Origin of the sequence: Paenibacillus sp. FSL R5-0923 (assembly GCF_038009145.1) — a bacterium.
GTDB lineage: Bacteria > Bacillota > Bacilli > Paenibacillales > Paenibacillaceae > Paenibacillus_AQ.
The window spans coordinates 5,261,167-5,284,726 of the sequence record NZ_JBBPAT010000001.1 but is presented as its reverse complement, the minus strand read 5'-3'; the positions used below and the strand labels follow the sequence as shown (position 1 = coordinate 5,284,726).

The window sequence follows — 23,560 nt, the reverse complement described above, 5'->3', positions numbered from 1 at the left end:
TTTTGTTGTGGGTCACAAAATGTACGCCCACACCTGAACTGGAACTAATATTTACTACATTGCGGGAGGTTTTTCTATTGGGTAAAGTGGAACGTAAGCAACGCCTTGAAGGGCTAAGTGAAAAAATATTTTTGGATCGTTATGCTTGGAAGGATGCCGACAGCAATAATGCTAAAGTGGGCGATGTTGTACTCGTTCTAACAAAAGATGATCCGAAGTTTCCTACGAAGGAAGTCGGAGAGATCGTAGAACGTAACGGCAGAATCGTAACCGTGAAGACGCGCAGCGGCGAACTTGTGAAATCAGATGTTGAAAAGCTGACGCTTAATATAGAAAAAACACCAGAGGAAATGTGGGATCGTCTGTCTACAGCTATGGCTTCTGTGGAGAAGACGCCTGAGCTTCAAGAAGAATGGGCGGGTAAATTCCGTTCGATTCTGGATGATTGGAAGCTCGTACCGGGTGGTCGAATTGCTGCTGGTGCAGGCGCTAGTGAAGAACTAACCCTGTTCAACTGTTATGTAATTCCTTCTCCAAAAGATAGCCGTGGCGGCATTATGCAGACGTTGGCTGAAATGACAGAAATTATGGCTCGTGGTGGCGGTGTAGGGATTAACCTATCCTCTCTACGTCCACGCCGGGCAATTGTGAGAGGTGTTAATGGTTCTTCCAGTGGTTCTGTATCTTGGGGCGGTCTGTTTAGCTATACCACTGGATTAATTGAACAAGGCGGTAGCCGTCGTGGTGCACTTATGCTCATGATTAATGACTGGCATCCAGATGTGGAGGACTTCATTACCGTAAAGCAAACGATGGGTCAAGTTACGAATGCGAACCTTTCGGTATGTGTGAGCAATAGCTTTATGAAGGCTGTAAAAGAAAATCTGGATTGGGATCTCGTATTTCCGGATACTACAGATCCAGAGTACAACGATTTGTGGGATGGCGATCTAGACAAGTGGAAGGCTGCGGGCAAAAACGTTATTCATTATCGCACCGTTAAAGCGCGTGATGTGTGGCGCACCATTATTGAATCCGCTTGGAAATCCGCTGAGCCAGGCGTTGTGTTCATGGAATACTACAATCAGATGTCCAACAGCTGGTATTTTAATCCGATCATTTGTACGAACCCATGTGGGGAGCAAGGACTGCCAGGCTGGGGAGTCTGCAATTTGTCTGCTGTGAACCTGTCCAAATTCTACGATGAGAAGAATCATGATGTAGACTGGGAAGATCTCGCGACTACGACGCGTTATTCCGTACGTTTCTTGGACAATGTCATTGATAAGACGCCTTATCATTTCCCGGAAAATGAAGCGAATCAGAAAAACGAACGCCGTGTAGGTCTCGGAACGATGGGTCTTGCTGAGCTGATGATCAAATTGAACATCCGTTACGGTAGCCCGGAATCTTTGGCGTTTCTGGACAAGCTTTACGGCTTTATGGCTCGTGAAGCGTACCTTGCTTCTGCAGAGATTGCTGGTGAGAAGGGATCCTTCCTAGCTTTTGACACAGAGAAATACTTAATGAGCGGCTTTATGAAAAATATGCTCGAAACGTATCCAGAGGTTGGTGAAGCGATTCGTAAACATGGCATGCGTAACGTTACAGTGATAACACAAGCACCTACAGGTAGCACAGGTACAATGGTAGGCACCTCGACAGGCATTGAGCCTTATTTCGCCTTTAAATATTTCCGTCAAAGTCGCCTTGGCTACGATGAACAGTTCGTTCCAATCGCCCAAGAATGGCTTGAAGCTCATCCAGGTGAAGAGCTGCCAGATTATTTCGTGACTTCGATGGATTTGTCAGCTAAGGATCATATTCGTGCGCAAGCAGCGATTCAACGCTGGGTAGATAGCTCGATTTCCAAGACAGCCAACTGCCCGTCTGACTTCACAGTAGAAGAGACGGCTGAGCTATATGAAATGGCTTTCGATTTGGGCTGTAAAGGCGCTACGATCTACCGTGATGGTAGCCGTGATGTACAAGTTCTGCAAACCTCGAAGAAGGAAGATGCAGTAGAAGAGGTAGCTCCAGCAGTTGAAGTTGCAACGACTCCTGAAGCAAATGTTGTAACGGCAAGCCCAGCACCTCAAGCTCCTACTAAAGAGCTGGATAAACAATACAAAAAACGTCCGCAGGTTCTGCGCGGCGCAACCTATAAAATCAACACACCTTTTGGCATGGCATATATTACGATCAATGATCTTGATGGCACACCGGCAGAAATCTTCCTGAATGTAGGTAAAGCAGGTTCTGATGTCTTTGCGATGGCAGAAGCACTCGGTCGTGTCTGCTCCTTGTTCCTCCGTTATGGAGATCATGGTGAGAAGGTAGAATTATTGATCAAACATCTGAAAGGTATCGGCGGATCAGGTGCAATCGGCTTCGGTGCGAATCGAGTAGAATCCATTGCAGATGCTGTAGCTAAGGCATTGGAGACTCATGTACTGAATAACGCTCATGATGATCATTTGCCTGCACCAATTGCAGCAACTTTGGAGCTAGAAGATTTCAATGAAGCTTTAAATGCGGAGTTGAAAGCGAGTGTTCCTGTAGCAACATCTACCGATGATGGGCATGGTGGACATGGTGCGCATAACCACACGAGCGCTTCACGTGATCTTTGCCCCTCCTGCGGCGGCGCCTCGCTGATTAATATTGAGGGCTGTAAGACTTGTGGCAATTGCGGGTATAGTCGCTGCGGGTAAACGGTAGAGCCAATAAATGTTTTATGGGAAAACTTATGATTTTTCATTTTAAATGAGAAAAGTTCGTTTTAAACGAGAAAAAACTTCACCATGCAATAGCATGTATATATATACATGCTATTGCAGCAAGTTTCACGTCTTTACTTAGAAAGTCGGCAAGCCATTACTTAGGGTTTACCGGCTTTTTATTAATAACATGACAGGCTAAAGGGCAATCAATTCGGGTTTCGATTCTTCACTATTTTGCAGCTGGTTCTCAGCATCACGAAGTAACATCCAAGAATAAAAAATAGTTAAAGAATGAGCCGATTTGTTGGCTTTAAAATGTTTGATTCCTCTTCCGTTAAGGATATTGACTTATTCGAATTGCAGATCTGATATAGTTTAAGACGTTTGAAAATATCCACTATCTGTGCCTGTGTACTTCGGGCATCAAACCCAAAAAACTAAATTTAGAGAATTATGTTAAATTAGAATTCTATTATAAAATCCTTGAAGAATGACATCATAACTGGGATGGTATCAATTTTATTCTCACTGTCAATCTAGAAGGAATAATCTGCCTCGTAGTCTTTGATGTAAGTAAAATAAAATGTTATTGAGTAGCCTCTCGTAGCTTTGAGAGCGTTTAAGACGCTTCATAAGGTATTCGAAACTTATGTAGAGGATTATTTGGATAATGTTGTATTTATGATAGTTGTATTATAGGTTGTCACTAGTGTCCCTCAAATTAAAAAGGCGACATTTTGTTCGATTTTGAACGAAATGTCGCCTTTGCTTTTATACTTTTACTTCGATTCTTTCATCAAATTAATGATTCGTTTGAGATTAACAGAAAATATCGCCATAGCGCCTTGCATCTGCATGCCAATTAGACCCGAGGAAGATGCAACATCATATCCGTGTCTATGTTTGAGTTCACTATTTTTTGCCTCAATTTTATAACGCTCTTTCGGAAGAGGGGTTTACTATTAATTTTCGCCTTCAAATTGCCTGAAATTACATTATAAGGATATTTAGTGTTTTAGTTAAAATTAATCCATATAATTTAAGGGGGTATATAGGTGCTTGAAGTAAGAAGAAAATCTCGATGAAGGGTGATGATATCATTAGAGCATTAAGTGAACGAATGGAAAAGGGGGACGAAATTTGAAGTCATTCAAGACAGGACTACAAGCCATTCTTTATGTACTACTGGTGGTTGGACTGCATCTGATCTTAATCTATTTTTTAAAGATAAGAATAGAGGGATGGGGAACGGCGTTATTAAATATCTCATTTAAGGTGTACTTCATACCGCTTTTATTATGTTTAATTAATTCTTTTTTGTTTATAAGGACTCAGAGGATAAAGTACAATGCCATTTGGTTTTTGGTAACTATGCTATCCAGCCTCTTACTTCTTTTATTTTTCAATGCAATACAAGATGACAGTGATAGTGAGTATGGAGTTGTCGTTTCTATTGAATGGTTTCCAAAATATCAAGTGGAAATGCTCTTTCTGCTTCCTTGGAGTATTTCTATTATACAATTTATCTTAACTCTATATTATCTAATCAAAATAAGGAAAATCTAATCGTTAGAAATAATAAAGGGGGAATGTAATATGAAAAGAATATTTTCATTAAGTATTATTATTACAGTTTTTGTTTCTTTATTTAGTCCAACTGGAAAGCTCAAAAACTATACATATGCTAATTCAGTTCATGAATCTGTATACAGCAATGATCCAGTCCAACAATCTTCGATCGGAATATTGAGTACATCAGTATACCCAGATAATGCTGTCGTGAAATATGGAGAAAAGATATACATCAAAACGGGTTTGCTGGTGCTTTTTCAGATAAAAATGAACTGAATATTTTAGAGAATGAAGGATTCATTGAATGGGATGACGGTTGGAAGCCAGATTACGGTCATTCATTTATAAATCAAGCACAGTACATGCTTGATAAATTAGAAGCAATTATTAAAGAAAATAAAGATACTATTGAAGAACGATTTGAATCCGAGTTTGAAGGAATACGATTGGGCCTTCGTTATTCAGCATTTTGGGAGAAAGTTTTTAAGCAAAAAATTCATCATACAGCTGGATAAAATATCGAACACTATACCACTGTTTAACGAATGGAAAACGATACTTGGTGCAGTACAAGCTCAACATAAAAGAGAGTAGGCTTATGAAATGGTCTGTTCTTTTTATGCGGGTTCCCTTTTAACAGAAAAGTGAGAAAAGTTGATTAATTTACCGATTTAAAACAAAATTGCAACTTAACTATCTTTTACAAAAATAAAGATCAAAAAACATGAATTGAGAGGTATTTATGACGATTGAATCATTATTAAAAATGAATGGGATTTACTTAATTAAGTTATAGAAAATGAAACGAGAGTGGAGATGAAGATTAATGGAGAAGTAAGTGATTTTTTTTCAACTTGATGCACAAAACAGCCTGTTACAAATACATTTAATTAAATGTATAGTATGGAAGAATGCTGTATAAACCACAAAAGTCTTTTTTCTCGCTTAAATTGATATATTAGAGGGATTCTGACTGCTTGAACTAAATTTTCTCATTTAAAATGAAACAGTCCACCTTATTCTATAAGAGTTTTATAATAGTGAATTCTCGTTTAAAATGAAAAATCACAATAGCTACTAAAAGCAAGCGATCATCGAGAGGAAGTGTTAACCTTTTATCTCAATGGATCGCTTGTTTTTTTATTATTGATGATGTTATAAGAAACAAAAGAAACAAAAGAAAAAAGAATCAAAAATTATAGATAATCATTGAGAGGTTTTAACTATATGAGTTTGATAATTAGTGTAATTCAAAAGGGAAGTATAATTGTAGATACTAATTTTTTGGAGGAGCAGGTACCCGCACCACATAATAATTTGTTTGGTTTCGAATCATGCAGAAAAACTCTCTGGGGAAATGATTTAATTGGTGAACTCGGATGTGAGTTAATATATTCTTTAAAGAATACTAATATTTTTGCATTTGATGAAGGAATAGAAAAACTGGAAAGTGAATTCCTTATTTTGCTTGATAATTTAGATACTATAGAACTACATACAGACTATGATAAAGAATTTATTGAATTTAGGGTAAGAAATGCTTTGGAAATGATAAAGGTAGTACTTAAAGAAAAAGAGAAGGTTGGAATTGCGATTTGGTAATTGAACTCTGTGTTCTGACTAAGCTTTTAAACATAAAAACACGTGTACTTGTCTAACACAGGTACGCGTGTTTTTGATATTCCACTATGGTAGGTATTATTTTTACATATCTAAATTTTTGAATGCGTAAGGCAATAAATCCCTTAAACTCAGCTCTAAGATTTCTTTTTTCTCATTGGTTAAATAGACAGGCATGTCGGGCAAACAGAATTCCGATAATACTTGTCTGCAGATACTGCATGGCGGCAGAAAATCCATTGTGTCACCTGCTACAGCTATAGCCTGAAAATCACCTTTAGTATAGCCCTTTGTAATAGCTGTGAAGATTGCTGTTCTCTCTGCACAGTTAGTAGCACCAAAAGATACATTTTCTACATTTACTCCATTAATAACATTTCCATCTTTAAGTAATAAGGCTGCTCCAACTGGAAATTTAGAATAAGGGGCATAAGCAGCTTTCTTTGTGTTACGTGCGCTTTCCATTAATTCTTCTTTATTCATAATACTCACCCTTTTTAAATAAGAATGAACCTTTCGGTCCCCTTATCGCCAACTTTAAGGTTGGCAGGACTTTTAATACTATAGTCAGAACAAATGGTTGTCAACATTAAAATCTAGAAGTTCCGCCTCCATGATGTACTACTCGATAAGTACCAATAGGGAATCATAGCTTTAAAATATAACTAGATATAGTAAATAGAAGTTATACAAATTAAGCCTGCCATGGTAGCCTTAACTTAAAAGAGACGTGTAGAGGAGTTTTTATTTTGGGAGCGGCAGGGAGTACATTTAAACAAAAAATATTGAGCAAGAAACCTGGTATTTTAACATATGGGATGACACCACCGAAGGCAAGCCATTCACCAGAAAAGATATCAGAAATTGCACAGAAACAGGTTGAAAGACTTAAAAACGTTGATTTAGATGCTTTAATTCTTTACGACGTCCAGGAGGAAGCAGAAAGAGTTGATCATGAAAGACCTTACCCATATTTACCAACGATTGATCCGGCTATCTATGGTGATAAATATCTAAGACAAGTGGAGGTCCCGAAAATAATTTATCGGTGCGTCGGTAATGATACAAGAGCTTCGTTCGCGGATTGGATTAAGACTGACGAAAGTGAAGACAGATTTTCCGTGTATGTGGGCGCTTCGTCAAGTAAGCAAGAGGTGAAATTGAATTTACCAGATGCTTATAAGCTAAGCAAACAGTTAAATAGTAATTTGAATTTTGGAGGAGTTGTCATTCCTGAAAGACATATAAAAAAGAATGATGAGCATATACGGGTTGTCGAAAAGATTAATAATGGATGCAACTTTTTTATCACTCAGGCAACTTATAATGTAGAGGCATCAAAGAATTTATTGTCTGATTTATATTATTACTATACAAATAAGGGTTTTGAAATGGTTCCTATTTTATTTAATCTTGCACCATGTGGCACAGCGAAAACATTACAATTTATGAAATGGTTGGGGATCAGTATCCCGGGATGGTTAGAAAACGAGTTGAAATACTCGAACGACATTTTGGATAAATCAATTCAGCTATCTCAAAAAATATTTGAAGAACTATTTGAGTTCGGGCTGGAGAAGGGAATTCCAATTGGATGCAGCATTGAAAGTGTTTCAACAACTAAGTTGGAAATTGAAGCATCCATTCAGCTTGCTAAAGATGTAAAGGCATTTCTAGATAAAAAGCTGTTGAGTCTAGAGAGTAGATGATTAATTGTTTTAAGGAGATTAGAAATATTAACGTTATCGCATTGAATTTTCTAACAGTGAATTCTCGTTTAAAATGAAAAACCACAAAAACTAACTATTCATTGAGCCGGTAATCCTTTCTGTTAAGGGTTACCGGTTTTTTATAAGTTAATAGGGATATAATCATCATCTCAATAGCCTGTCTAGTGCCTTTCTTGCATATTATTCTAGCTAAATCCTTCATCGAGGATGGTTATGTCATTGGATAATATGGATCTTCGGGCGTTACCGCATGCTGTCGGTGGTGAGAGATTCTGTACAAGCTACTAGATTTCGGCTACGATTCTTATATAACAGATTGACTGAATGGATGATAGAAATATGTATTGTAAACTGTCAGAAGCATCACCAATCACCATCGGACTGCTAGCACATGTTGATGCCGGCAAAACCACCTTCGCAGAGCAGCTCCTATACCATGCTTCTGGAATTAAGACTCGGGGGAGAGTCGATCATCAGGATGCCTTTTTGGATAGTCATGAGATGGAGCGGGCGCGGGGGATAACGATTTTTGCTGACCAGGCGGTGATGAAATATAACGAACAATCATATCAGCTCATTGACACACCGGGGCATGTCGATTTTTCAGCTGAGATGGAGCGCGCTTTACAGGTTATGGATTATGCGGTAGTCATCTTAAGTGCTGTGGAGGGCATTGAAGGGCATACCGAGACGGTCTGGCAATTGCTACAGGAATATGGCATACCCGCTTTTATATTTATTAACAAAATAGATCGTACCGGTGCTGACGTCCAGCGTGTACTAAAAGCGTTAAGACAGCAATTTTCGCCGGATATGTTGTATTTGGCAAAAGGTCTAGATCAGAGCATGCTGCCTGAAGAGGTCATTACCGCCGTTGCTGAGCGAGATGAAGCCTTGATGGAGGCATATTTCGAAGACAACATTTATCCTGGGCAGGTATTGGCTACGCTGAAACAAATGGTTAAAGAACGGGTGGTTTTTCCCGTTATGAGTGGAGCAGCTCTATTGGATCAGGGGATTGCGGAATGGATGCAGACGATGGAACTACTAATGGAATCGACTTATGAAGTAAACGCAGTGTTCGGGGCACGAGTATATAAGGTGCGTCATGAGCTGCAAGGTACGCGACTGACTTTTATGAAGATATTAGCTGGAAAATTACGGGTACGGGAGGATCTCTGCTATAGCACTTCAGAACATGAGGAGTTAAGCCAGAAAATCACTTCTATTCGTATCTATCATGGGGGGAAATATACTTCATGCGATGAGGCCTCCGCGGGACAGCTTGTTGCCGTTACGGGCCTAACTGATGCAACCATTGGACTGGGTATAGGTAATCATTCAGATCAAGTAGAATCCCGTCTTGTGTCAGCGTTGAAATCCAAAGTTGTATTCAATTTGGGGATATCATCCAGAGAAGTGCTACGCTATTTCATGATCCTGCAAGCCGAAGACCCAACGCTGCAAGTGACATGGGAGGACAAGCTGGAGGAGATTCATGTTCATGTGATGGGAATGATCCAGCTAGAGGTACTTCAGCAGGTGGTGTTAGACCGTTTCCAGCTCAAGGTATCGTTCTCCAAGCCAGAGATATTATACAAAGAGACGATCGCAGACATTGTGATTGGTTGTGGGCATTTCGAACCTCTTAAGCATTATGCAGAGGTGCATCTCCGGCTTGCGCCTGCGAAACGTGGTGAGGGAATTACATATCGCAGTACATGCCATGTGGAGCAGCTCAGCACAGGGTATCAGCATCTCGTCGGTCAGCATTTACTTGAAAAGGACCATCGTGGAGTTCTTACCGGCTCTCCCGTCACCGATCTGTATATAACGCTTTTAACCGGGGCGGCGCATCAGAAGCACACTCATGGCGGTGACTTTCGGGAGGCGACACTACGGGCACTGCGGCAGGGATTGGAGCAAGCGAACAAAATTCTACTGGAACCCTATTATCAATTCAAAATCAAAGTCGATGCAGAGCTTATCGGACGCGTAATGTCTGATATACAGCTGGCCCATGGTGAATTTGACCCGCCAGAAATGCTAGGTGAATCGATGTTTATTCAGGGACGTGCGCCTGTCGCGACGTTCATGCATTATGCAGTAGAGCTTGCTTCATTCACAAAGGGCAAGGGAGCAATCTCGATGAAGTTAGGCGGTTATCAGCCATGTCATAACCCAGAACAGGTCATCGCAAGGATTGGATACGACCGCAGCGCTGATCCTGAGTACACCTCCAGCTCTATGTTCTGTGCAAAGGGAGCGGGATATAGCGTTCCTTGGGATGAAGCGCCTTCGTATATGCATTTGGAGATTCAGGAATAGGAGTGAGAAAGCAGTCTAGGAATTATCCTTCACCCCAATATTTCTTTGTCCCCATTCAACAACGGATTCAATTAAAGGCACTAATTCTTTTCCAGATGAAGTCAGAGAATACTCAACTCTTGGTGGCACTTCGTTATACTGCTCCCGATGAATGATTCCATATTCTATAAGATCCCTCAGTGAGTTGGTTAAGGTAGTCCCTGTTATTCCATGCAGTCTTCTTTTTAACTCGTTATAGCGTATGTTGTCGTTCTCACTAAGAATGGCTAGGATCGGGAGGTTCCACTTTCCGCTGATTACATGGAATGCGAAGGTTGCAGGACATAATTGATCAAGTCTAAATTCGTATTTCATACATAACTCCTGTCCAATAGTATTATTAAAGATACTTAGTATTAAAAATAAACGTACTTGTTTGAATTTGTATTGGTATTATAATACTCCCATACAAAGAACTTCTACAAGAGGGCACTTTCTTTGATTCTCCAGCGAAAGGTGATTTATATATGAATAATTCAAATATGATGTGTGACCTTAAAACCGGTGTCTGTGGGCCAGGGGATGAAGAGCAAATGGAAATAATCGACTTTAATCTACAGTCCCCCAAAATCACACTTTACTATGCAACAGATCCGATCTGTTCCCACTGTTGGGCGCTTGAGCCGGTACTCAATCGTTTTATTCTGCAGTATGGTCAATATTTTAATGTGAAGACGATTATGGGTGGTTTGCTTTCTAGCTGGCATGGTTTTGCAGATGTCTCCAATGGCATTCAACAGCCTTCAGATGTTGCGGAGCATTGGAGAGAAGTCGGTTTACATTCACGTATGCCTATCGATGGTTCTTTATGGAAAAACAATCCGATTCTTTCTTCGTACCCGCCATCTAGAGTATACAAGGTTATACAAAATATATATCCGGGTAAAGAAAATGAGTTTTTGCGTCAGGCAAGAGAAGCTGTATTTACCTTCAATCAGAATATTGGAGAGAAGAAAACATTAGTTGATATAGTCAACAACATTGGGCTAAATGGCGAAGAAATAGTGGCGAATGCTGCTCTTGGGTCGGCACAAGATTTGTTAGAGCAGGATTTTGAGTTAGCAGGCAGACTTGGTGTACGTGGATTTCCAACCATTATCTTGGTGAATGAAGAAAATAAAGGTGTTAAAATTGTGGGGGCACGATCATTAGAAGCCTATGTCGACGGACTTCAACAAGTTTACAATGGTGATGTAAAAGCTGAAAATGTTCCACCTCTCTCTGAACTTATCAAGGAAGGAAACATTTTGTTCTCCAAGGAAATTGAAGTGTTGTATGATATTGAATCTAGTGATATGGAGTCATTTATAGCCACGGAAATGATAGAGGGGTCATACAGTATTAAGCGTGTTTTAGGTGAATCATACGTCGTATCTTGATTATAATGAACGAAGCCAGTAAGCCAAAGGTTACTTTGGAATTACTGGCTTCTTTGGCATTCGCTTTGATAAACCAAATAGAGGAGAAAATAATGGGAAATGATAAATTAAATATCGGAATGATCTTGGGAAGCACCCGTCAATAAGCTAAATTGAATGGGAAGGTGTTCGAGATTTCTTTCGGTAATTCTGAGGCGTCAATCCAGTCTCATTACGAAAAACTGATGAAAAATAGCTCGCACTTTGAAATCCGCAGTTCATCGCAATTTCACTAATCGATCGATTAGTTCCTACCAGCATCTCGGAGCTCTTTTGAATACGATATCGCACTAGGTAAGTATTAGGCGTTTGGCCAATGTATGTGCCAAACAACTCGCAACATCTGCTCCTGCAAACAGACCCAGCGGTAGCGATGTCATTCAGGGTTACTCTAAGGTCAAAATGATGATGAATATATCCCGTCATTTTCCAAACGGCAATCCATGACTGGTCATCATTTATCTGCCCAGGAACCCTCTGTATATGATCTCCGACGTCTGCACATAGTGATGTAGCCAGTGAAAGAAGGCGTAGTGGGTTGCAAGGAGTGCTGTTCATTTCTTCATAAATCCGATGTAAGGAATGCAGGATGTCCTTTCCCCACGTGCTTTGCGAAGTAATCATAATATAGTCTTCAGTATTAGAACCGAATTTCTCATCCCAATATACTTTGCCTACATGTGTGTTTATTCCGAGTAGTGAAGGATGAACAGCAACGACAATGAATGTACAATCCAATTTATTGGTGGAGAAACCATAATGCATACGCTTGCTATTAACGAATATTCCGTTACCTCGTTCAATCAGTACAATTTCTCCGTTTACAAAATACTCCATCTCCCCATCTAGCACTAAAATAAATTCCAAGTCCGGATGCCAATGGCATGCTGCTGCATATTTATCGAAATGATTAAGTGCTCCTTTTCGTACGTATAGTGGAAAATCAGGAAGATTATAATTTAGTTCTTCCGATAAATCAGAGAATACTTCCAGCTCTGCACTCACAATCACATCTCCCTCAAACAAAATACGATTTTAATAGAATTATATTTGATTTCGGTGGATAGGACTACTAAGAAATTATACAATTTTGATATTGCTCGACAATAATACAAAATCCAAAAGATATTATAAGGAGCCAGAAATATGACGATGAGAGAACGTATTGCCTCCGGTAAACTATTTACTGATTACTGTGAAGGACTGCCTGAAGACAGACTACAGGCAAAAAGAAGAATGCATGCCTTTAATATAACAGCGCCAGATAATCTAGAAAAACGTACACAACTCATGCAAGTGATATTTGGTAAAGAAACAAAGGTGTGGATCGAGCCGCCCTTTTACTTTTGCTATGGTACGAACATTGAGATTGGAGATGGAACGTACATTAATTTTAATTGTAATTTTGTTGACGACACTAAAATTATTATCGGAAAAAATGTTATGTTCGGTCCATCTGTAACGATTGCTACAGTGGGACATCCAATCCATCCAGATTACAGAGGATATATGTATGCTGATCCGGTGAAAATTGAGAACAATTGTTGGATCGGAGCGAATGTTACAATTTGTCCAGGGGTCACAATTGGAGAAAATACCGTTATTGGTGCCGGCAGTGTTGTAACAAAAGATATTCCGGCTAACTCTATTGCTGTTGGTAATCCATGCAGGGTGATGCGCACCATTAATGAACACGACCAAAAATACTATTACAAAGACAAAGAGATCACTAAGGAAGATCTGGATGAAGAAGCACGTTTGAGATGAGAGATAAGCATTTCAATCGTCAATTGCTTAATTTGGTCATTCCGATTGCTTTACAAAACCTCATTTCATCGTTAGCCGTGACAATAGATATATTCATGTTAGGTTTTATAAACCAGTCTACAATGTCTGCTGTATCGTTGGCTGGGCAAATTACATTTGTTTTAACACTGTTTTACATGGGATTGGCAGCAGGTGTAGGGATTTTGACTGCACAGTATTGGGGAAAGAAAGATTTAATGACAATTGAACGAGTCTTTAGTATTGGATGTACGATGTCTATTATTATATCCGCTATCTTTTTTGGGATATCGCTGTTGATGCCGGATCAATTAATGCGATTTTTCACAAATGACGTCGAGTTAATTCAATATGGATCGAGTTTCTTGCGAGTGATCTCGTTCTCCTATCTGATAAGCGGAATATCTCAAATGTACTTTAGTGTCATTAGAAGCATGGAAAATGCCCGTGTGAGTGCCTGGATCAGTTCTATGTGTCTTATATTGAACATTCTCTTGAATGTAATAAGTATTTTCATACTTTATCCGGGTAATTCAGAAAAGGCTATAGTGGCAGTTGCTTTCTCTACAGTTTTGGCACGTATCGTTGAATTTGGTTGCTGTATCATCCACTCGATCAAATCAAATATAAAATTTAGGTTACCTTTACGTGACATGGTTCAGCGTAATTTGATTAAGGATTTTTTGAGGTATACACTACCCGTCCAAGGAAATTATATTGTTTGGGGATGCGCATTAACTGTGACATCTGCAATTATTGGACATATCAATGCAGATATGGTCGCTGCAAATTCAGTTGCCTCGGTCGTTAAGAATCTGGTCATTGTATTATGTGGAGGTATTGCAAGTGGTGGCTCCGTACTTGTTGGTAAATATCTAGGCAATGGCGAAATTGAAATGGCTAAAAGAGCTGGGAAAATATTAAATGTATATGCTATCTTGTTTGGCATCGTTGCAGGTATTACTTTGCTATTACTGAAGCCTATAGTGTTTCTACTTGTCAATTTGGATGATCAAGCACAAATATATTTGAGTGGAATGCTTCTTGTCTGTGCTTATTGTTGTATTCCGAAATCGATAAACTCCACGACGATTGGAGGAATATTTGTTGCTGGAGGAGATTCTAGATTTGGCTTTTGGTGTGACACGATTGTAATGTGGGGCATCATATTACCATTAGGATACATGAGTGCATTTGTGTGGCATCTCTCCCCTCTAACGATATTTATTATCATCAATTTAGACGAGGTTATTAAAGCCCCGATTGCCTTAATGCGTTATTTTAAATTTAAATGGCTTAACGATATTACGAGGAATTATGTTCAAAACTAATACATGTAGTGACGGAAAGGAGATTTTTATGAAAATTGAACGTATTGCTATGTATGTACAAGATTTAGAAAGCTGCAGACAATTTTATAGTCAATTCTTTAATGCTAAGTCAAATCGACAATACCATAATCCCAAAACGGGATTAAGAACCTATTTTCTCACGTTTGAGGGTGGCGCGAGATTGGAGATTATGAGCAGACCGGATATGATAAAAGGAGTTCATGATCTCTTGCGGACGGGCTTAACTCATTTAGCTTCAGCTTAGGCAGTAAAGAACAAGTCGATCTGCTAACCAAGCAATTGGCAGAAGCGGGATTTAGAACGTTAAGTGGACCACGGACCACAGGTGACGGATATTATGAAAGCAGTATTTTAGGGCCAGAAAACATTCAAATTGAACTTACTGTCTAAAAACTAAAAAGAGGTGAACAATTTGACAGAAGAAGAACGAATATTCAAAGGGATATTATACAATCCAGGTAACACAGAACTAAAGCGTAAAAAGCTTCTCGCCCACAATTTGAGTAGTCAATATAGCCGAACATTTGAGGATCAGACAGAGGAGCGGGAAGCGATATTGTCACAGTTACTTGATAGCATAGGGGAGCATTGTTTTATTCAAGGTCCCATTTTTTTTCATTATGGTGTTCATACAAAAATTGGTGATCATTTTTTTGGAAACTATAACCTTACAGTCCAGGATGATGCACAGGTTACGATAGGTGATCATGTGAGTTTTGGACCTAATGTAACAATCGTTACGCCTATTCACCCATTCGTTGCCTCCGAGCGTAGACAAATGCTTGATCAAAATGGTGATGCTGCGTCTTTATGCTATGCTAAGCCTGTTAGCATTGGTAACGATGTTTGGCTCTCAGCAAATGTAACGGTATGTGGAGGTGTTACGATTGGTGATCGATGCGTAATAGGTGCAGGTAGTGTCGTGACTCAGGACATCCCGGAAAATTCTTTTGCTGCAGGTGTGCCGTGTAAAGTAATCCGTAAAATAACCAATCAGGATAGCATGCGCCATAAACCGGAAATACTTTCAGATTGCGATATAATTGAGTAGAAATGTAGCATTCCAAACCATAGACCAGATTTTATTATGCGAAAATCATGAATACTCCGAAAGTCCCCTTTTTCTCAAGTTAAGTGAAAAATATGATGATCCTTTAGATTATTTGTAACAGGACCTGTGACAGGTTATAATTTAATTGGTATGACTAAGTAATCGTTATTTAACGACCAATAAAGGGGATTTCAAATGTACAGAACAGTTCAAGATTTTCTAGGAGAATGGGCAAGTGCTTCTGCTGGGACAATTCGCGTTCTTGAATCACTTACCGATGACAAATTAGATCAGGTAATTGTTGAAGGTCACAACTCATTGGGATGGTTAGGTTGGCACTTGGCAACCTGTCCGATGTTTTTTGGTGGTCAGGTAGGGTTAACACTTACTCCAGTAGGCAATCCGAAGGAAGTTCCGGCTCATGCGGCTGTGATTGTTGAAGCGTATAAGAATATCGCGGCTAATATTGCTTCTGAGGTTGAGAAATTAACGGACGAGCAAATGGTTGAGAGTGTACAGACCTTTGCTGGATTAATGCCTCGTGGTGCAATGCTTAGATCGCTTATAGATCACCAGACACATCATCGTGGTCAAATGACTGTTCTCTTACGTCAAGCAGGTCTTCGTGTACCTGGCGTAATTGGTCCTACTCGAGAAGAACAAGCTCAAATGAAATAGTTACTGGTGCTTACGATAAAAATCTCGTTTCTTAGACATTTGTCTTGGAAACGAGATTTTTTGTTGTCGGACGGAGTGTCACTATTATTGCTAAAGAATGCTGTTGCTTTTTGGAGGGGCCGGCGATCACTATCAGCCTGCTTCAATTTGTTGCATATATTCTCTGGGTGAAATCCCCGTCACTTTCTTGAAGACCTTACTGAAATAGAAGGCACTTTCATAACCGAGTTTTTGGGAAATTTCGTAAATACGACCTTCACCGCGCATCATCATTTCCTTGGCCACAGTGATTTTAGTCTCCGTGATATATTCTACATAATTGACCTTAGCGACTTTGGAGAACAGATGGCTCAAATAGTTTGGACTGAAATTGAAGACATCTGCTACTTGATTCAGTGAAAGCTTAGTGCCGAGATTTCTTTTGATGTATTCCTGGACATTTTTGACGATTTGTTCTTTATAGCTTTGTCTTCGAGTAGAGAGAATTTCCGAGCAGCCATCACGGAACTGAATCAACCAGCCGGCGATCTCTTCGATTGTATGCATCTGATAGATGGCTCGGTAGCCTTCCGGTTCATTTTCGAAGATATGCTCTACAATGTTTTCTCCATCCGCAAGAAGCGAAGTGGCCATATACAGAATATTGCAGGCAGCATCGGTGGCGGGCACCAGTAAGTCAGGTCGGTCTTCGAAGATTTCAATCATTTTGGAGATGATGGTGTATAAAGCAAGGGTATCTAGTTCTTCAAAAGCACGGCGGATCTCCGAACGAGATTCAGAGAAATCAAACAACGGATGTTCCTGCTCTAGAGGTTCATTCTCATCGAAGAAAACAAAAGACCGTTCTTGCACGGCAACTGGCAATGCCTTTCGAGCTGCTAGGTAGCTCTCCCGCATTAAATAAGGGTCCTCGACGGCAAACCCTATGGCACCAATAATCGTTACATTGAAATAGTTATGTAATACGGATGCCATGTCGGTAAGTTGCTTCTCAATGTCAGACATCCAGTGACGGGGATTGACTTCGGGGACAGGTAGAGCAACGGCGAAATTACGTAAGTCAAGACTGGTGACATAGCAAGGTTGTATAGAAGTAAGCGTGTCCTTTGCCATTTGTACAGTGCTTGAGCATAAGGCAACCAGCTTATCTCCACGGGGAGGGACAGTGTCTGGGCCTAGAATGCGGCAAGTACAGACCAGGTAGGCGGGCTCGGAAAACTCTAACGCCAAATCCTCTTTCTGCAGGAGATACTGGTTCTTATTCTCGAACAGGTTATTGAACAGACGAATGAAGAATTTATCACGCTGCGCCTGAAGGTTGCCGCGGTGAACCAGCTTTGGGTAGCTTTCCATCGTCTGGTAACTCTCTAGAAAGGAAATAGCCTTTCGGATGGATTCGGCCAGTGCTTCCGGAGTGAGTTCCAGCTTTACTAGATAATCCGTGGCCTGCACCTCTATAGCTGCGCGTGCGTATTGAAATTCTTCATAACTAGTCAACATAATGAATAGCGGAAGTCGACCATATTTTTGGCGTATCGAAGCGGCAACCTCTAAACCGCTCTTAATTGGCATTTTGATATCGCTGATTACGATGTCCGGGCGGAGAGTGTCAATCATCTCTTCTTCTTGAGCACCGTTGTGCGCGATACCGACAATCTCTATATTATATTGCTCCCATTTCAGCATAGACTGCAAGCCGATACAGACAAGAGCTTCGTCGTCGGCAATTAATAATTTAATCAATTTGACCACATCCTTGCTAGATTTGCCATTCTACTCTTTTTGTATAAATGGTAGAAGGATTTTCATTAGAGTATACTGGCCCATTTCACTCTCAATCGAAAGACCGTAATTCTCCCCAAAGGCTAGCCGTAAACGCTCATTTACACTATGGAGTCCAACGTTCTCGAAAACTCCCCTAGTTCCATCCTCCGATTCACACAGAATGGTGGAGATTTGTTCTTCCTTCATGCCTACACCGTTGTCTTCAATCGTGACCAGGATATCGGCAAATCCGCTTTTTTTCACCGTGATGAGAATATCTCCTCTACCTTTGGGCTCGATGCCATGAAAGATAGCATTCTCAACCAGAGGTTGTAACGTGAAACGGGGAATCAGGCCGGAGAGCAGTTCCTCATCTTCTATTTCCTTCACCATCGAGACTGTACTGCCATACCGGTATTTCTGAATCAGAAAATAGTCATCGAGCAGGCTTAACTCATCTTTCAGTGGCATTAGTCTCCGGTTGTCTTTGGCGATGCTCCGCAGCAGTCTGGAGAGTGAAGTAGTCATTTCTGCAATGCCGGTAGCATTCTGAATCGTAGCCATCCATTTGATCGAATTCAGTGTGTTGTACAAGAAGTGGGGATTGATCTGACTTTGCAGCATCCTGTACTCTAGCTCCTGTTTCTGCTTCTCGTCAGCGAGCCGGCTATCCATGAGCGCAACAATGTCCTGTGATAGGCGGTTGATACCTCGACCAACATCACCTAGTTCACTGTTCCATTCGATATTGCGGTCCAGCAAGAAGTTGCCCTGGGCAATCTTATCAATTCGCTTCTTTAATTTCTCTACCGGGAGACTGATGTTACGGGTTAAGTACAAAGTAATAATGCCGCTTAAGACGATGACTAGTAAACAAACGCCAAGCATTACCAGAATCCATATATTTGCTTTGGGAGCGAATTGATCATTGGATAAGGTCTGCGACAGAATCACTCCACTCCGCACGGGATAAGAGACCACAATTTGGCTTTCTTCATCCTCCAGCTTGATCATGGACAGCTCGGTTTGTGGACCGACAGGCTTATCATCGGTGTAGGCCACAGGTTCATATGGCGTAGTCATTGCAGTCACTTTATCGCCAATGAGCTGATAATGATGATTGCCGAGCGTCAGCAGCATTCGGGAGTTCTTTGGCAGGGAATACCCCTTCAACTTGTCGGTAATTAAGGAGGTATTGGCGAGTAAGTAGACCGTTCCAATCCGGGCAGCCCCATCTCCGTAAATAGGTAGAACAAAAGGAATTCCGTTCGTGGTGGAGAGCGGGTCCTTAATTACTTGTTCCCACTGCTCCACAGCATCTTTATTTAGTCCGGGAATTTGACCTATATTGTGTACAGTAAGTGGAATTGAAGTGCTGACGGAATTATCCACCTGCAGGAACTTTCCGTTGTTACCCGTAACAATCAAGCGGCGGACATAGCTATTGGAGCGATTGATCCGAAAGTCCTCCTGCATGGAGTTAAATACATTAACAGCATCCTTGGCGCTTGCCTTTGGAGATACAAAATAATCAGTGAGTAATGTATTGGTGGACGAGTTGGTGCTATTGGTCATCGCTAATGAGGAGAGATTAATCAAATCTTGTTCAATAATATGGGAAACTAGCTGCAGGTTGAACTCAGTCGCCTGGATGGTTGTTTTACGCTGATAATAGGTAATCAATTCATAGCTGAAAAAGGATAGCAGAGCGGCGATTAGTAGCGCAAAGATGGTCATGATCAGAATAATGCGGCTCTTAATGGTTGATTTTCTTACCGTATTGAACACTCCTCTACAAAATGCAGAAAAATATAAAGCGGTTTCAAAAATATCTTTCAATTAATGCATGTTCAAAGTTAATCTTCTATTTATAATATGCTTAACTAGTTTACCGATATCCATATTAACACCATAGCATATTCCTGTGATTCCATACAGTGGAAGGCAGAGGTGCTGAGAAATTTACATGTTTTAAATAGGATTTTACAGGTTTGAAGCGAGGAGGAAGAGAAGAACAAAGAAAAGTGAATGAACTGAGTTTGAAAATACATGCCATTCTAGATGGGAAAGTCTTAAACTTTGAAATAGATCGGATGAACCGATCAGTGTAAACAATCAGAAGGAAAAGGGGATTTTTATATGAAATTGAAAAGATTCTATGGCATGACTTTTGCCACAATACTCTCCCTAAGTGCGCTAGCCGGATGTTCCGGTAATAACAACAACGAAGGCAGTGCTGCAACAGCTGCTCCAGAAACGGGAAATACTGCAAACGCTTCCGCTGAACCGAAACAGGATCCTGTGACCTTGAAATGGGCATTGTGGGATTGGGAAGCCACAGCATACTATCAGCCGTTGATTGATGCCTATAAAGCTGAGCATCCGAATGTAACGATCGAATATGTCGATCTTGGTTCCACTGACTATATGACAATGCTGAGTACACAGTTGTCCGGTGGTGCAGATCTGGATGTACTTACGATTAAGGATATTCCTGGATACTCAAACCTCGTGAAACAAAATCACTTGGAGCCGCTCAAGGGATTCATGGGAGACAAAAACATTGATCCATCCGTCTATGGCGGTACTGTAGAACAGATTGAAGTGAACGATGAAGTGTATGCGCTTCCTTTCCGGAGTGATTTCTGGGTTGTCTACTATAATAAGGACTTGTTTGATAAAGCGGGAGTGGAGTATCCAAGTAATGATATGACATTCAACCAATATGATGAACTTGCTAGAAAAATGACCTCCGGCAGCGGTTCTGAAAAAGTATACGGAGCCCATTATCATACTTGGCGGAGCGCGGTTCAATTGTTCGGTATTCTTGACGGTAAGAACAACGTTGTCGGTGGAAACTACGATTTCCTGAAGCCAACCTATGAACGGATCTTGAAAGAACAGGAAGATGGTATCGTTATGGATTACGCCACACTAAAGACTTCAAGCACGCATTATTCCGGTGTATTCTACAACAATTCCGTTGCGATGATGAACATGGGCAGCTGGTTTATAGCAACTCAAATTGAAAAGGTGAAGAGCGGCGAGTCTCAATCAACCAACTGGGGAATTGTGAAATATCCTCACCCGGATGGTGTGGAAGCCGGTACAACACTGGGTACAATTACTTCCCTGGCTGTAAATCAGAAATCCAAAAATAAAGAAGCGGCACTTGATTTCATGAACTTTGTGACTGGTGAAGAAGGTGCAAAAGTCATTGCTTCCACCGGAACCATTCCAGCGATTAAGAACGATGAAGTTATCAGTTCTATTACTTCGATTGACGGTTTCCCTACGGATGATAACAGCAAAGCGGCACTGACTACGGTTCAGACTTATTTGGAAATGCCAATGCATGAAAAGAGTGCGGACATTGAAGTAATTCTAAACGAAGCCCACGATAACATTATGACCAAAAACGCTTCGATCGACGAAGGCTTGAAGGATATGAATACGCGCGTACAGCAGCTCTTGAACAATTAACCTGAAGAGAGTTGGTGAATTCTAAGGGCGGGTGAAAGCCCGCCTTTTATAGAAAGGTTTGGAGGAGAAAGAATGCAGAACGAAACCATATTGGATACAAAAAAAATCCCTAAACGTCATTTGTCAAAAGGTGTCCGGGAAAACCTGGTAGCGTACAGCTTCATTGCGCCGAACTTTATCGGATTTGCCGTGTTTACACTAGTACCCATGTTTTTCGCCTTTATCCTAGCTTTTGTGAAATGGGATGGGGCCAATCCAATGAAATATATCGGACTGGACAATTTCACCCGGCTTATTAAAGATACAACATTTCATAAAGCATTATGGAATACCATTGTTTACACTATTGGCGTAGTACCGTTCACCATGATTGTTGCGCTGGCGCTGGCGATTTTGCTTAATCAGAAGATCATGGCCCGCAATTTCATGAGAACCGTATTCTTTTTCCCATATGTGGCATCCTTGGTAGCCGTTGCTGCGGTATGGAACTTTATCTTTAGCCCTACGATGGGGCCGATCAACAATATTTTGCATACCCTTACCGGTATCCCACTGGAGGATCTTCCCCGCTGGGCGGCGGATAAACACTGGGCGATGTTCACAGTAATACTGTTCACTGTATGGAAAAACATGGGCTATTACATGGTCATTTACTTGGCAGGTCTACAGGGGATCAACCCTGAATTGTATGAGGCTGCTGAACTTGATGGTGCTAACGCCTGGAGAAGATTCCGCAATGTGACGGTCCCTCAACTGGCGCCTACATCCTTCTTTGTGCTGATGATTCTAGTCATCAATTCGTTCAAAGTCTACGATATTTTTATCAACCTATTTGCCGGCGCTGATAACCAGTTGAACGATTCTACAAGGGTTATGGTTTATCAAATCTACAATACGGCGTTCCGTTCGCTTGATTACGGATATGCCAGCGCCATGGCCATTGTATTGTTTCTGCTGGTACTTGGCATCACCATCGTCCAGTTCCGCGGCGAGAAGAAATACGGACAATAGGAGGATTCAAAAGATATGGTGGGTACAAATAAAGGAATTAGAATCGGCACGATGGTGCTAGTGTATATTTTGTTGTTTGCTACGGTGTTCTGTATGCTTGTTCCATATATATGGATGTTGTCTTCTTCGCTCAAGCTGAACAAGGATGTGTTCTCATTCCCGATGCAATGGATTCCGGCGAATCCGCGCTGGGGAAATTTCGTGGATATCTGGACCCGTATTCCACTGGACCGCTTCATTTATAACACGGCGAAATTATCAATTATCGTAACGATTTTGCAGCTATTGACTTCAAGTTTTGCTGCGTATGCATTCTCCAAACTGCAATTCAGAGGGAAAAATGTTTTATTCCTTGGATATATCGCTACGATTGCGATACCTTGGCAGGCATATATGGTGCCGCAATTTATCTTGATGCGTTACATGGGACTTAACAATACCCATCTGGCAATCATTCTATTGCAGGCATTCTCGGCTTTCGGAGTATTTCTGATGCGCCAGTTCTATCAGGGTGTCCCAGATGAATTATGCGAGGCGGCCCGAATCGATGGCTTGAGCGAATATGGGATTTGGGCGAGAATCATGCTGCCATTATCCAAGCCGGCTTTGTCCACCTTGACGATTTTTACCTTTGTTGCTACTTGGAATGACTTCTTGGGGCCGATGATTTATTTGACGGATACGAAACTCAAGACCATTCAAATTGGACTACGAATGTTCATTTCGCAATATTCTGCCGAGTACGGTCTGATAATGGCTGCAAGTGTGGTTTCCATTATTCCGGTTGTGATTGTTTTCTTGGCACTTCAGAAGTACTTCGTTCAAGGCGTCGCAGCATCTGGTATTAAAGGCTAGACAGGTTTGAACCTGGCAGTTGCAGTTTTCGCATGCTGCCAGTTTTTTTTAGCTTATCAATGAAATGAATGCGCTTTCTTTGTTTGCTGGGCGATAAAGTCAAATCAAGCATGAAACATGGCGAGAGACCATTTATAGCAAAAGGAGGATT

General features: G+C 40.9%; 20 protein-coding genes and 2 pseudogenes. 16 read left to right on the top strand and 6 right to left on the bottom strand.

Translation table 11 applies throughout. From position 1 onward, the window contains the following. Window positions 1-77 precede the first annotated feature (77 nt). Complete coding sequence (locus tag MKX35_RS23730) at window positions 78-2,714, top strand: adenosylcobalamin-dependent ribonucleoside-diphosphate reductase (RefSeq protein WP_076298507.1); 2,637 nt, start codon at window positions 78-80, stop codon at window positions 2,712-2,714. A gap of 788 nt (window positions 2,715-3,502) precedes the next feature. Here the strand turns inward: MKX35_RS23730 and MKX35_RS23725 are convergent. After that, window positions 3,503-3,667, bottom strand: a pseudogene (locus tag MKX35_RS23725) (IS5/IS1182 family transposase); the annotation flags it as partial. A 196-nt stretch (window positions 3,668-3,863) separates the two neighbouring features. Here MKX35_RS23725 and MKX35_RS23720 point away from each other — a divergent pair. The 4 genes from MKX35_RS23720 to MKX35_RS23705 all read left to right on the top strand — a co-directional run bounded on the left by MKX35_RS23720 (window position 3,864) and on the right by MKX35_RS23705 (window position 5,897). Next, on the top strand, window positions 3,864-4,289 hold the full coding sequence (locus MKX35_RS23720) for a hypothetical protein (RefSeq protein WP_076298506.1): 426 nt from the start codon (window positions 3,864-3,866) through the stop codon (window positions 4,287-4,289). A 30-nt stretch (window positions 4,290-4,319) separates the two neighbouring features. After that, window positions 4,320-4,571, top strand: a complete 252-nt coding sequence (locus MKX35_RS23715; RefSeq protein ID WP_076298505.1) for a hypothetical protein — start codon at window positions 4,320-4,322, stop codon at window positions 4,569-4,571. A gap of 86 nt (window positions 4,572-4,657) precedes the next feature. Beyond that, a complete protein-coding gene (locus MKX35_RS23710; protein WP_341044445.1) occupies window positions 4,658-4,810 on the top strand; it encodes a hypothetical protein in 153 nt (50 codons plus the stop codon). 712 nt (window positions 4,811-5,522) lie between these two features. Further along, window positions 5,523-5,897, top strand: a complete 375-nt coding sequence (locus MKX35_RS23705; protein ID WP_076298504.1) for a hypothetical protein — start codon at window positions 5,523-5,525, stop codon at window positions 5,895-5,897. Window positions 5,898-5,999: 102 nt separating this feature from the next. On the opposite strand, the gene MKX35_RS23700 is transcribed toward MKX35_RS23705, so the two are convergent. Beyond that, complete coding sequence (locus MKX35_RS23700) at window positions 6,000-6,398, bottom strand: cytidine deaminase (protein ID WP_036689594.1); 399 nt, start codon at window positions 6,396-6,398, stop codon at window positions 6,000-6,002. Window positions 6,399-6,664: 266 nt separating this feature from the next. Here MKX35_RS23700 and MKX35_RS23695 point away from each other — a divergent pair, with 266 nt between their 5' ends. Together MKX35_RS23695 and MKX35_RS23690 are read left to right on the top strand one after the other, a co-directional pair. Beyond that, window positions 6,665-7,624, top strand: coding sequence for a methylenetetrahydrofolate reductase (locus tag MKX35_RS23695; protein WP_256716222.1), 960 nt, complete (start codon window positions 6,665-6,667; stop codon window positions 7,622-7,624). A gap of 360 nt (window positions 7,625-7,984) precedes the next feature. After that, on the top strand, window positions 7,985-9,973 hold the full coding sequence (locus MKX35_RS23690; protein ID WP_076298503.1) for an elongation factor G: 1,989 nt from the start codon (window positions 7,985-7,987) through the stop codon (window positions 9,971-9,973). Window positions 9,974-9,988: 15 nt separating this feature from the next. Here the strand turns inward: MKX35_RS23690 and MKX35_RS23685 are convergent, their stop codons facing one another. Then, a complete protein-coding gene (locus tag MKX35_RS23685) occupies window positions 9,989-10,327 on the bottom strand; it encodes a winged helix-turn-helix transcriptional regulator (RefSeq protein WP_042126439.1) in 339 nt (112 codons plus the stop codon). A 152-nt stretch (window positions 10,328-10,479) separates the two neighbouring features. Between MKX35_RS23685 and MKX35_RS23680 the strand changes: the two genes are divergently transcribed. Then, a complete protein-coding gene (locus MKX35_RS23680) occupies window positions 10,480-11,391 on the top strand; it encodes a DsbA family oxidoreductase (RefSeq protein WP_076298502.1) in 912 nt (303 codons plus the stop codon). A gap of 147 nt (window positions 11,392-11,538) precedes the next feature. Here MKX35_RS23680 and MKX35_RS23675 read toward each other — a convergent pair whose 3' ends face one another. Next, entirely contained in the window at window positions 11,539-12,435 is an 897-nt protein-coding gene (locus tag MKX35_RS23675; RefSeq protein WP_081382740.1) for an AraC family transcriptional regulator, read from the bottom strand. A gap of 141 nt (window positions 12,436-12,576) precedes the next feature. Between MKX35_RS23675 and MKX35_RS23670 the strand changes: the two genes are divergently transcribed. The 5 genes and pseudogenes from MKX35_RS23670 to MKX35_RS23650 all read left to right on the top strand — a co-directional run bounded on the left by MKX35_RS23670 (window position 12,577) and on the right by MKX35_RS23650 (window position 16,296). Beyond that, a complete protein-coding gene (locus MKX35_RS23670) occupies window positions 12,577-13,197 on the top strand; it encodes a DapH/DapD/GlmU-related protein (RefSeq protein ID WP_076298501.1) in 621 nt (206 codons plus the stop codon). Further along, on the top strand, window positions 13,194-14,546 hold the full coding sequence (locus MKX35_RS23665; protein WP_042186961.1) for an MATE family efflux transporter: 1,353 nt from the start codon (window positions 13,194-13,196) through the stop codon (window positions 14,544-14,546). The genes MKX35_RS23670 and MKX35_RS23665 overlap by 4 nt, the downstream gene beginning before the upstream one ends. Window positions 14,547-14,574: 28 nt before the next feature. Then, window positions 14,575-14,957: pseudogene (locus MKX35_RS23660) on the top strand (VOC family protein). 13 nt (window positions 14,958-14,970) lie between these two features. Continuing rightward, window positions 14,971-15,618: a sugar O-acetyltransferase gene (locus MKX35_RS23655; RefSeq protein WP_256716221.1), complete on the top strand. Its 648-nt coding sequence runs from the start codon at window positions 14,971-14,973 to the stop codon at window positions 15,616-15,618. Window positions 15,619-15,813: 195 nt separating this feature from the next. Beyond that, the gene (locus MKX35_RS23650; RefSeq protein ID WP_042186968.1) at window positions 15,814-16,296 is read left to right on the top strand and encodes a DinB family protein; all 483 of its coding nucleotides are present in this window, start codon (window positions 15,814-15,816) and stop codon (window positions 16,294-16,296) included. 132 nt (window positions 16,297-16,428) lie between these two features. Here MKX35_RS23650 and MKX35_RS23645 read toward each other — a convergent pair whose 3' ends face one another. Beyond that, entirely contained in the window at window positions 16,429-18,039 is a 1,611-nt protein-coding gene (locus MKX35_RS23645) for a response regulator (RefSeq protein WP_076298499.1), read from the bottom strand. A gap of 30 nt (window positions 18,040-18,069) precedes the next feature. Then, window positions 18,070-19,899, bottom strand: a complete 1,830-nt coding sequence (locus MKX35_RS23640; protein ID WP_076298498.1) for a sensor histidine kinase — start codon at window positions 19,897-19,899, stop codon at window positions 18,070-18,072. A gap of 300 nt (window positions 19,900-20,199) precedes the next feature. On the opposite strand from MKX35_RS23640, the gene MKX35_RS23635 reads away from it, so the two are divergent. The 3 genes from MKX35_RS23635 to MKX35_RS23625 all read left to right on the top strand — a co-directional run bounded on the left by MKX35_RS23635 (window position 20,200) and on the right by MKX35_RS23625 (window position 23,409). Next, entirely contained in the window at window positions 20,200-21,543 is a 1,344-nt protein-coding gene (locus MKX35_RS23635; protein ID WP_076298497.1) for an ABC transporter substrate-binding protein, read from the top strand. A 72-nt stretch (window positions 21,544-21,615) separates the two neighbouring features. After that, entirely contained in the window at window positions 21,616-22,554 is a 939-nt protein-coding gene (locus tag MKX35_RS23630) for a carbohydrate ABC transporter permease (RefSeq protein ID WP_076283100.1), read from the top strand. Between the two features lie 15 nt (window positions 22,555-22,569). After that, window positions 22,570-23,409, top strand: a complete 840-nt coding sequence (locus tag MKX35_RS23625; RefSeq protein ID WP_081382739.1) for a carbohydrate ABC transporter permease — start codon at window positions 22,570-22,572, stop codon at window positions 23,407-23,409. The last annotated feature ends 151 nt before the right edge of the window (window positions 23,410-23,560 follow it).

Coding starts and splice junctions, on each gene's coding strand:
- MKX35_RS23700 (WP_036689594.1), bottom strand. CDS start 6,398: ATGAATAAAGAAGAATTAATGGAAAGCGCACGTAACACAAAGAAAGCT.
- MKX35_RS23690 (WP_076298503.1), top strand. CDS start 7,985: ATGTATTGTAAACTGTCAGAAGCATCACCAATCACCATCGGACTGCTA.
- MKX35_RS23715 (WP_076298505.1), top strand. CDS start 4,320: ATGAAAAGAATATTTTCATTAAGTATTATTATTACAGTTTTTGTTTCT.
- MKX35_RS23635 (WP_076298497.1), top strand. CDS start 20,200: ATGAAATTGAAAAGATTCTATGGCATGACTTTTGCCACAATACTCTCC.
- MKX35_RS23650 (WP_042186968.1), top strand. CDS start 15,814: ATGTACAGAACAGTTCAAGATTTTCTAGGAGAATGGGCAAGTGCTTCT.
- MKX35_RS23625 (WP_081382739.1), top strand. CDS start 22,570: ATGGTGGGTACAAATAAAGGAATTAGAATCGGCACGATGGTGCTAGTG.
- MKX35_RS23680 (WP_076298502.1), top strand. CDS start 10,480: ATGAATAATTCAAATATGATGTGTGACCTTAAAACCGGTGTCTGTGGG.
- MKX35_RS23685 (WP_042126439.1), bottom strand. CDS start 10,327: ATGAAATACGAATTTAGACTTGATCAATTATGTCCTGCAACCTTCGCA.
- MKX35_RS23670 (WP_076298501.1), top strand. CDS start 12,577: ATGACGATGAGAGAACGTATTGCCTCCGGTAAACTATTTACTGATTAC.
- MKX35_RS23630 (WP_076283100.1), top strand. CDS start 21,616: ATGCAGAACGAAACCATATTGGATACAAAAAAAATCCCTAAACGTCAT.
- MKX35_RS23665 (WP_042186961.1), top strand. CDS start 13,194: ATGAGAGATAAGCATTTCAATCGTCAATTGCTTAATTTGGTCATTCCG.
- MKX35_RS23705 (WP_076298504.1), top strand. CDS start 5,523: ATGAGTTTGATAATTAGTGTAATTCAAAAGGGAAGTATAATTGTAGAT.
- MKX35_RS23710 (WP_341044445.1), top strand. CDS start 4,658: ATGCTTGATAAATTAGAAGCAATTATTAAAGAAAATAAAGATACTATT.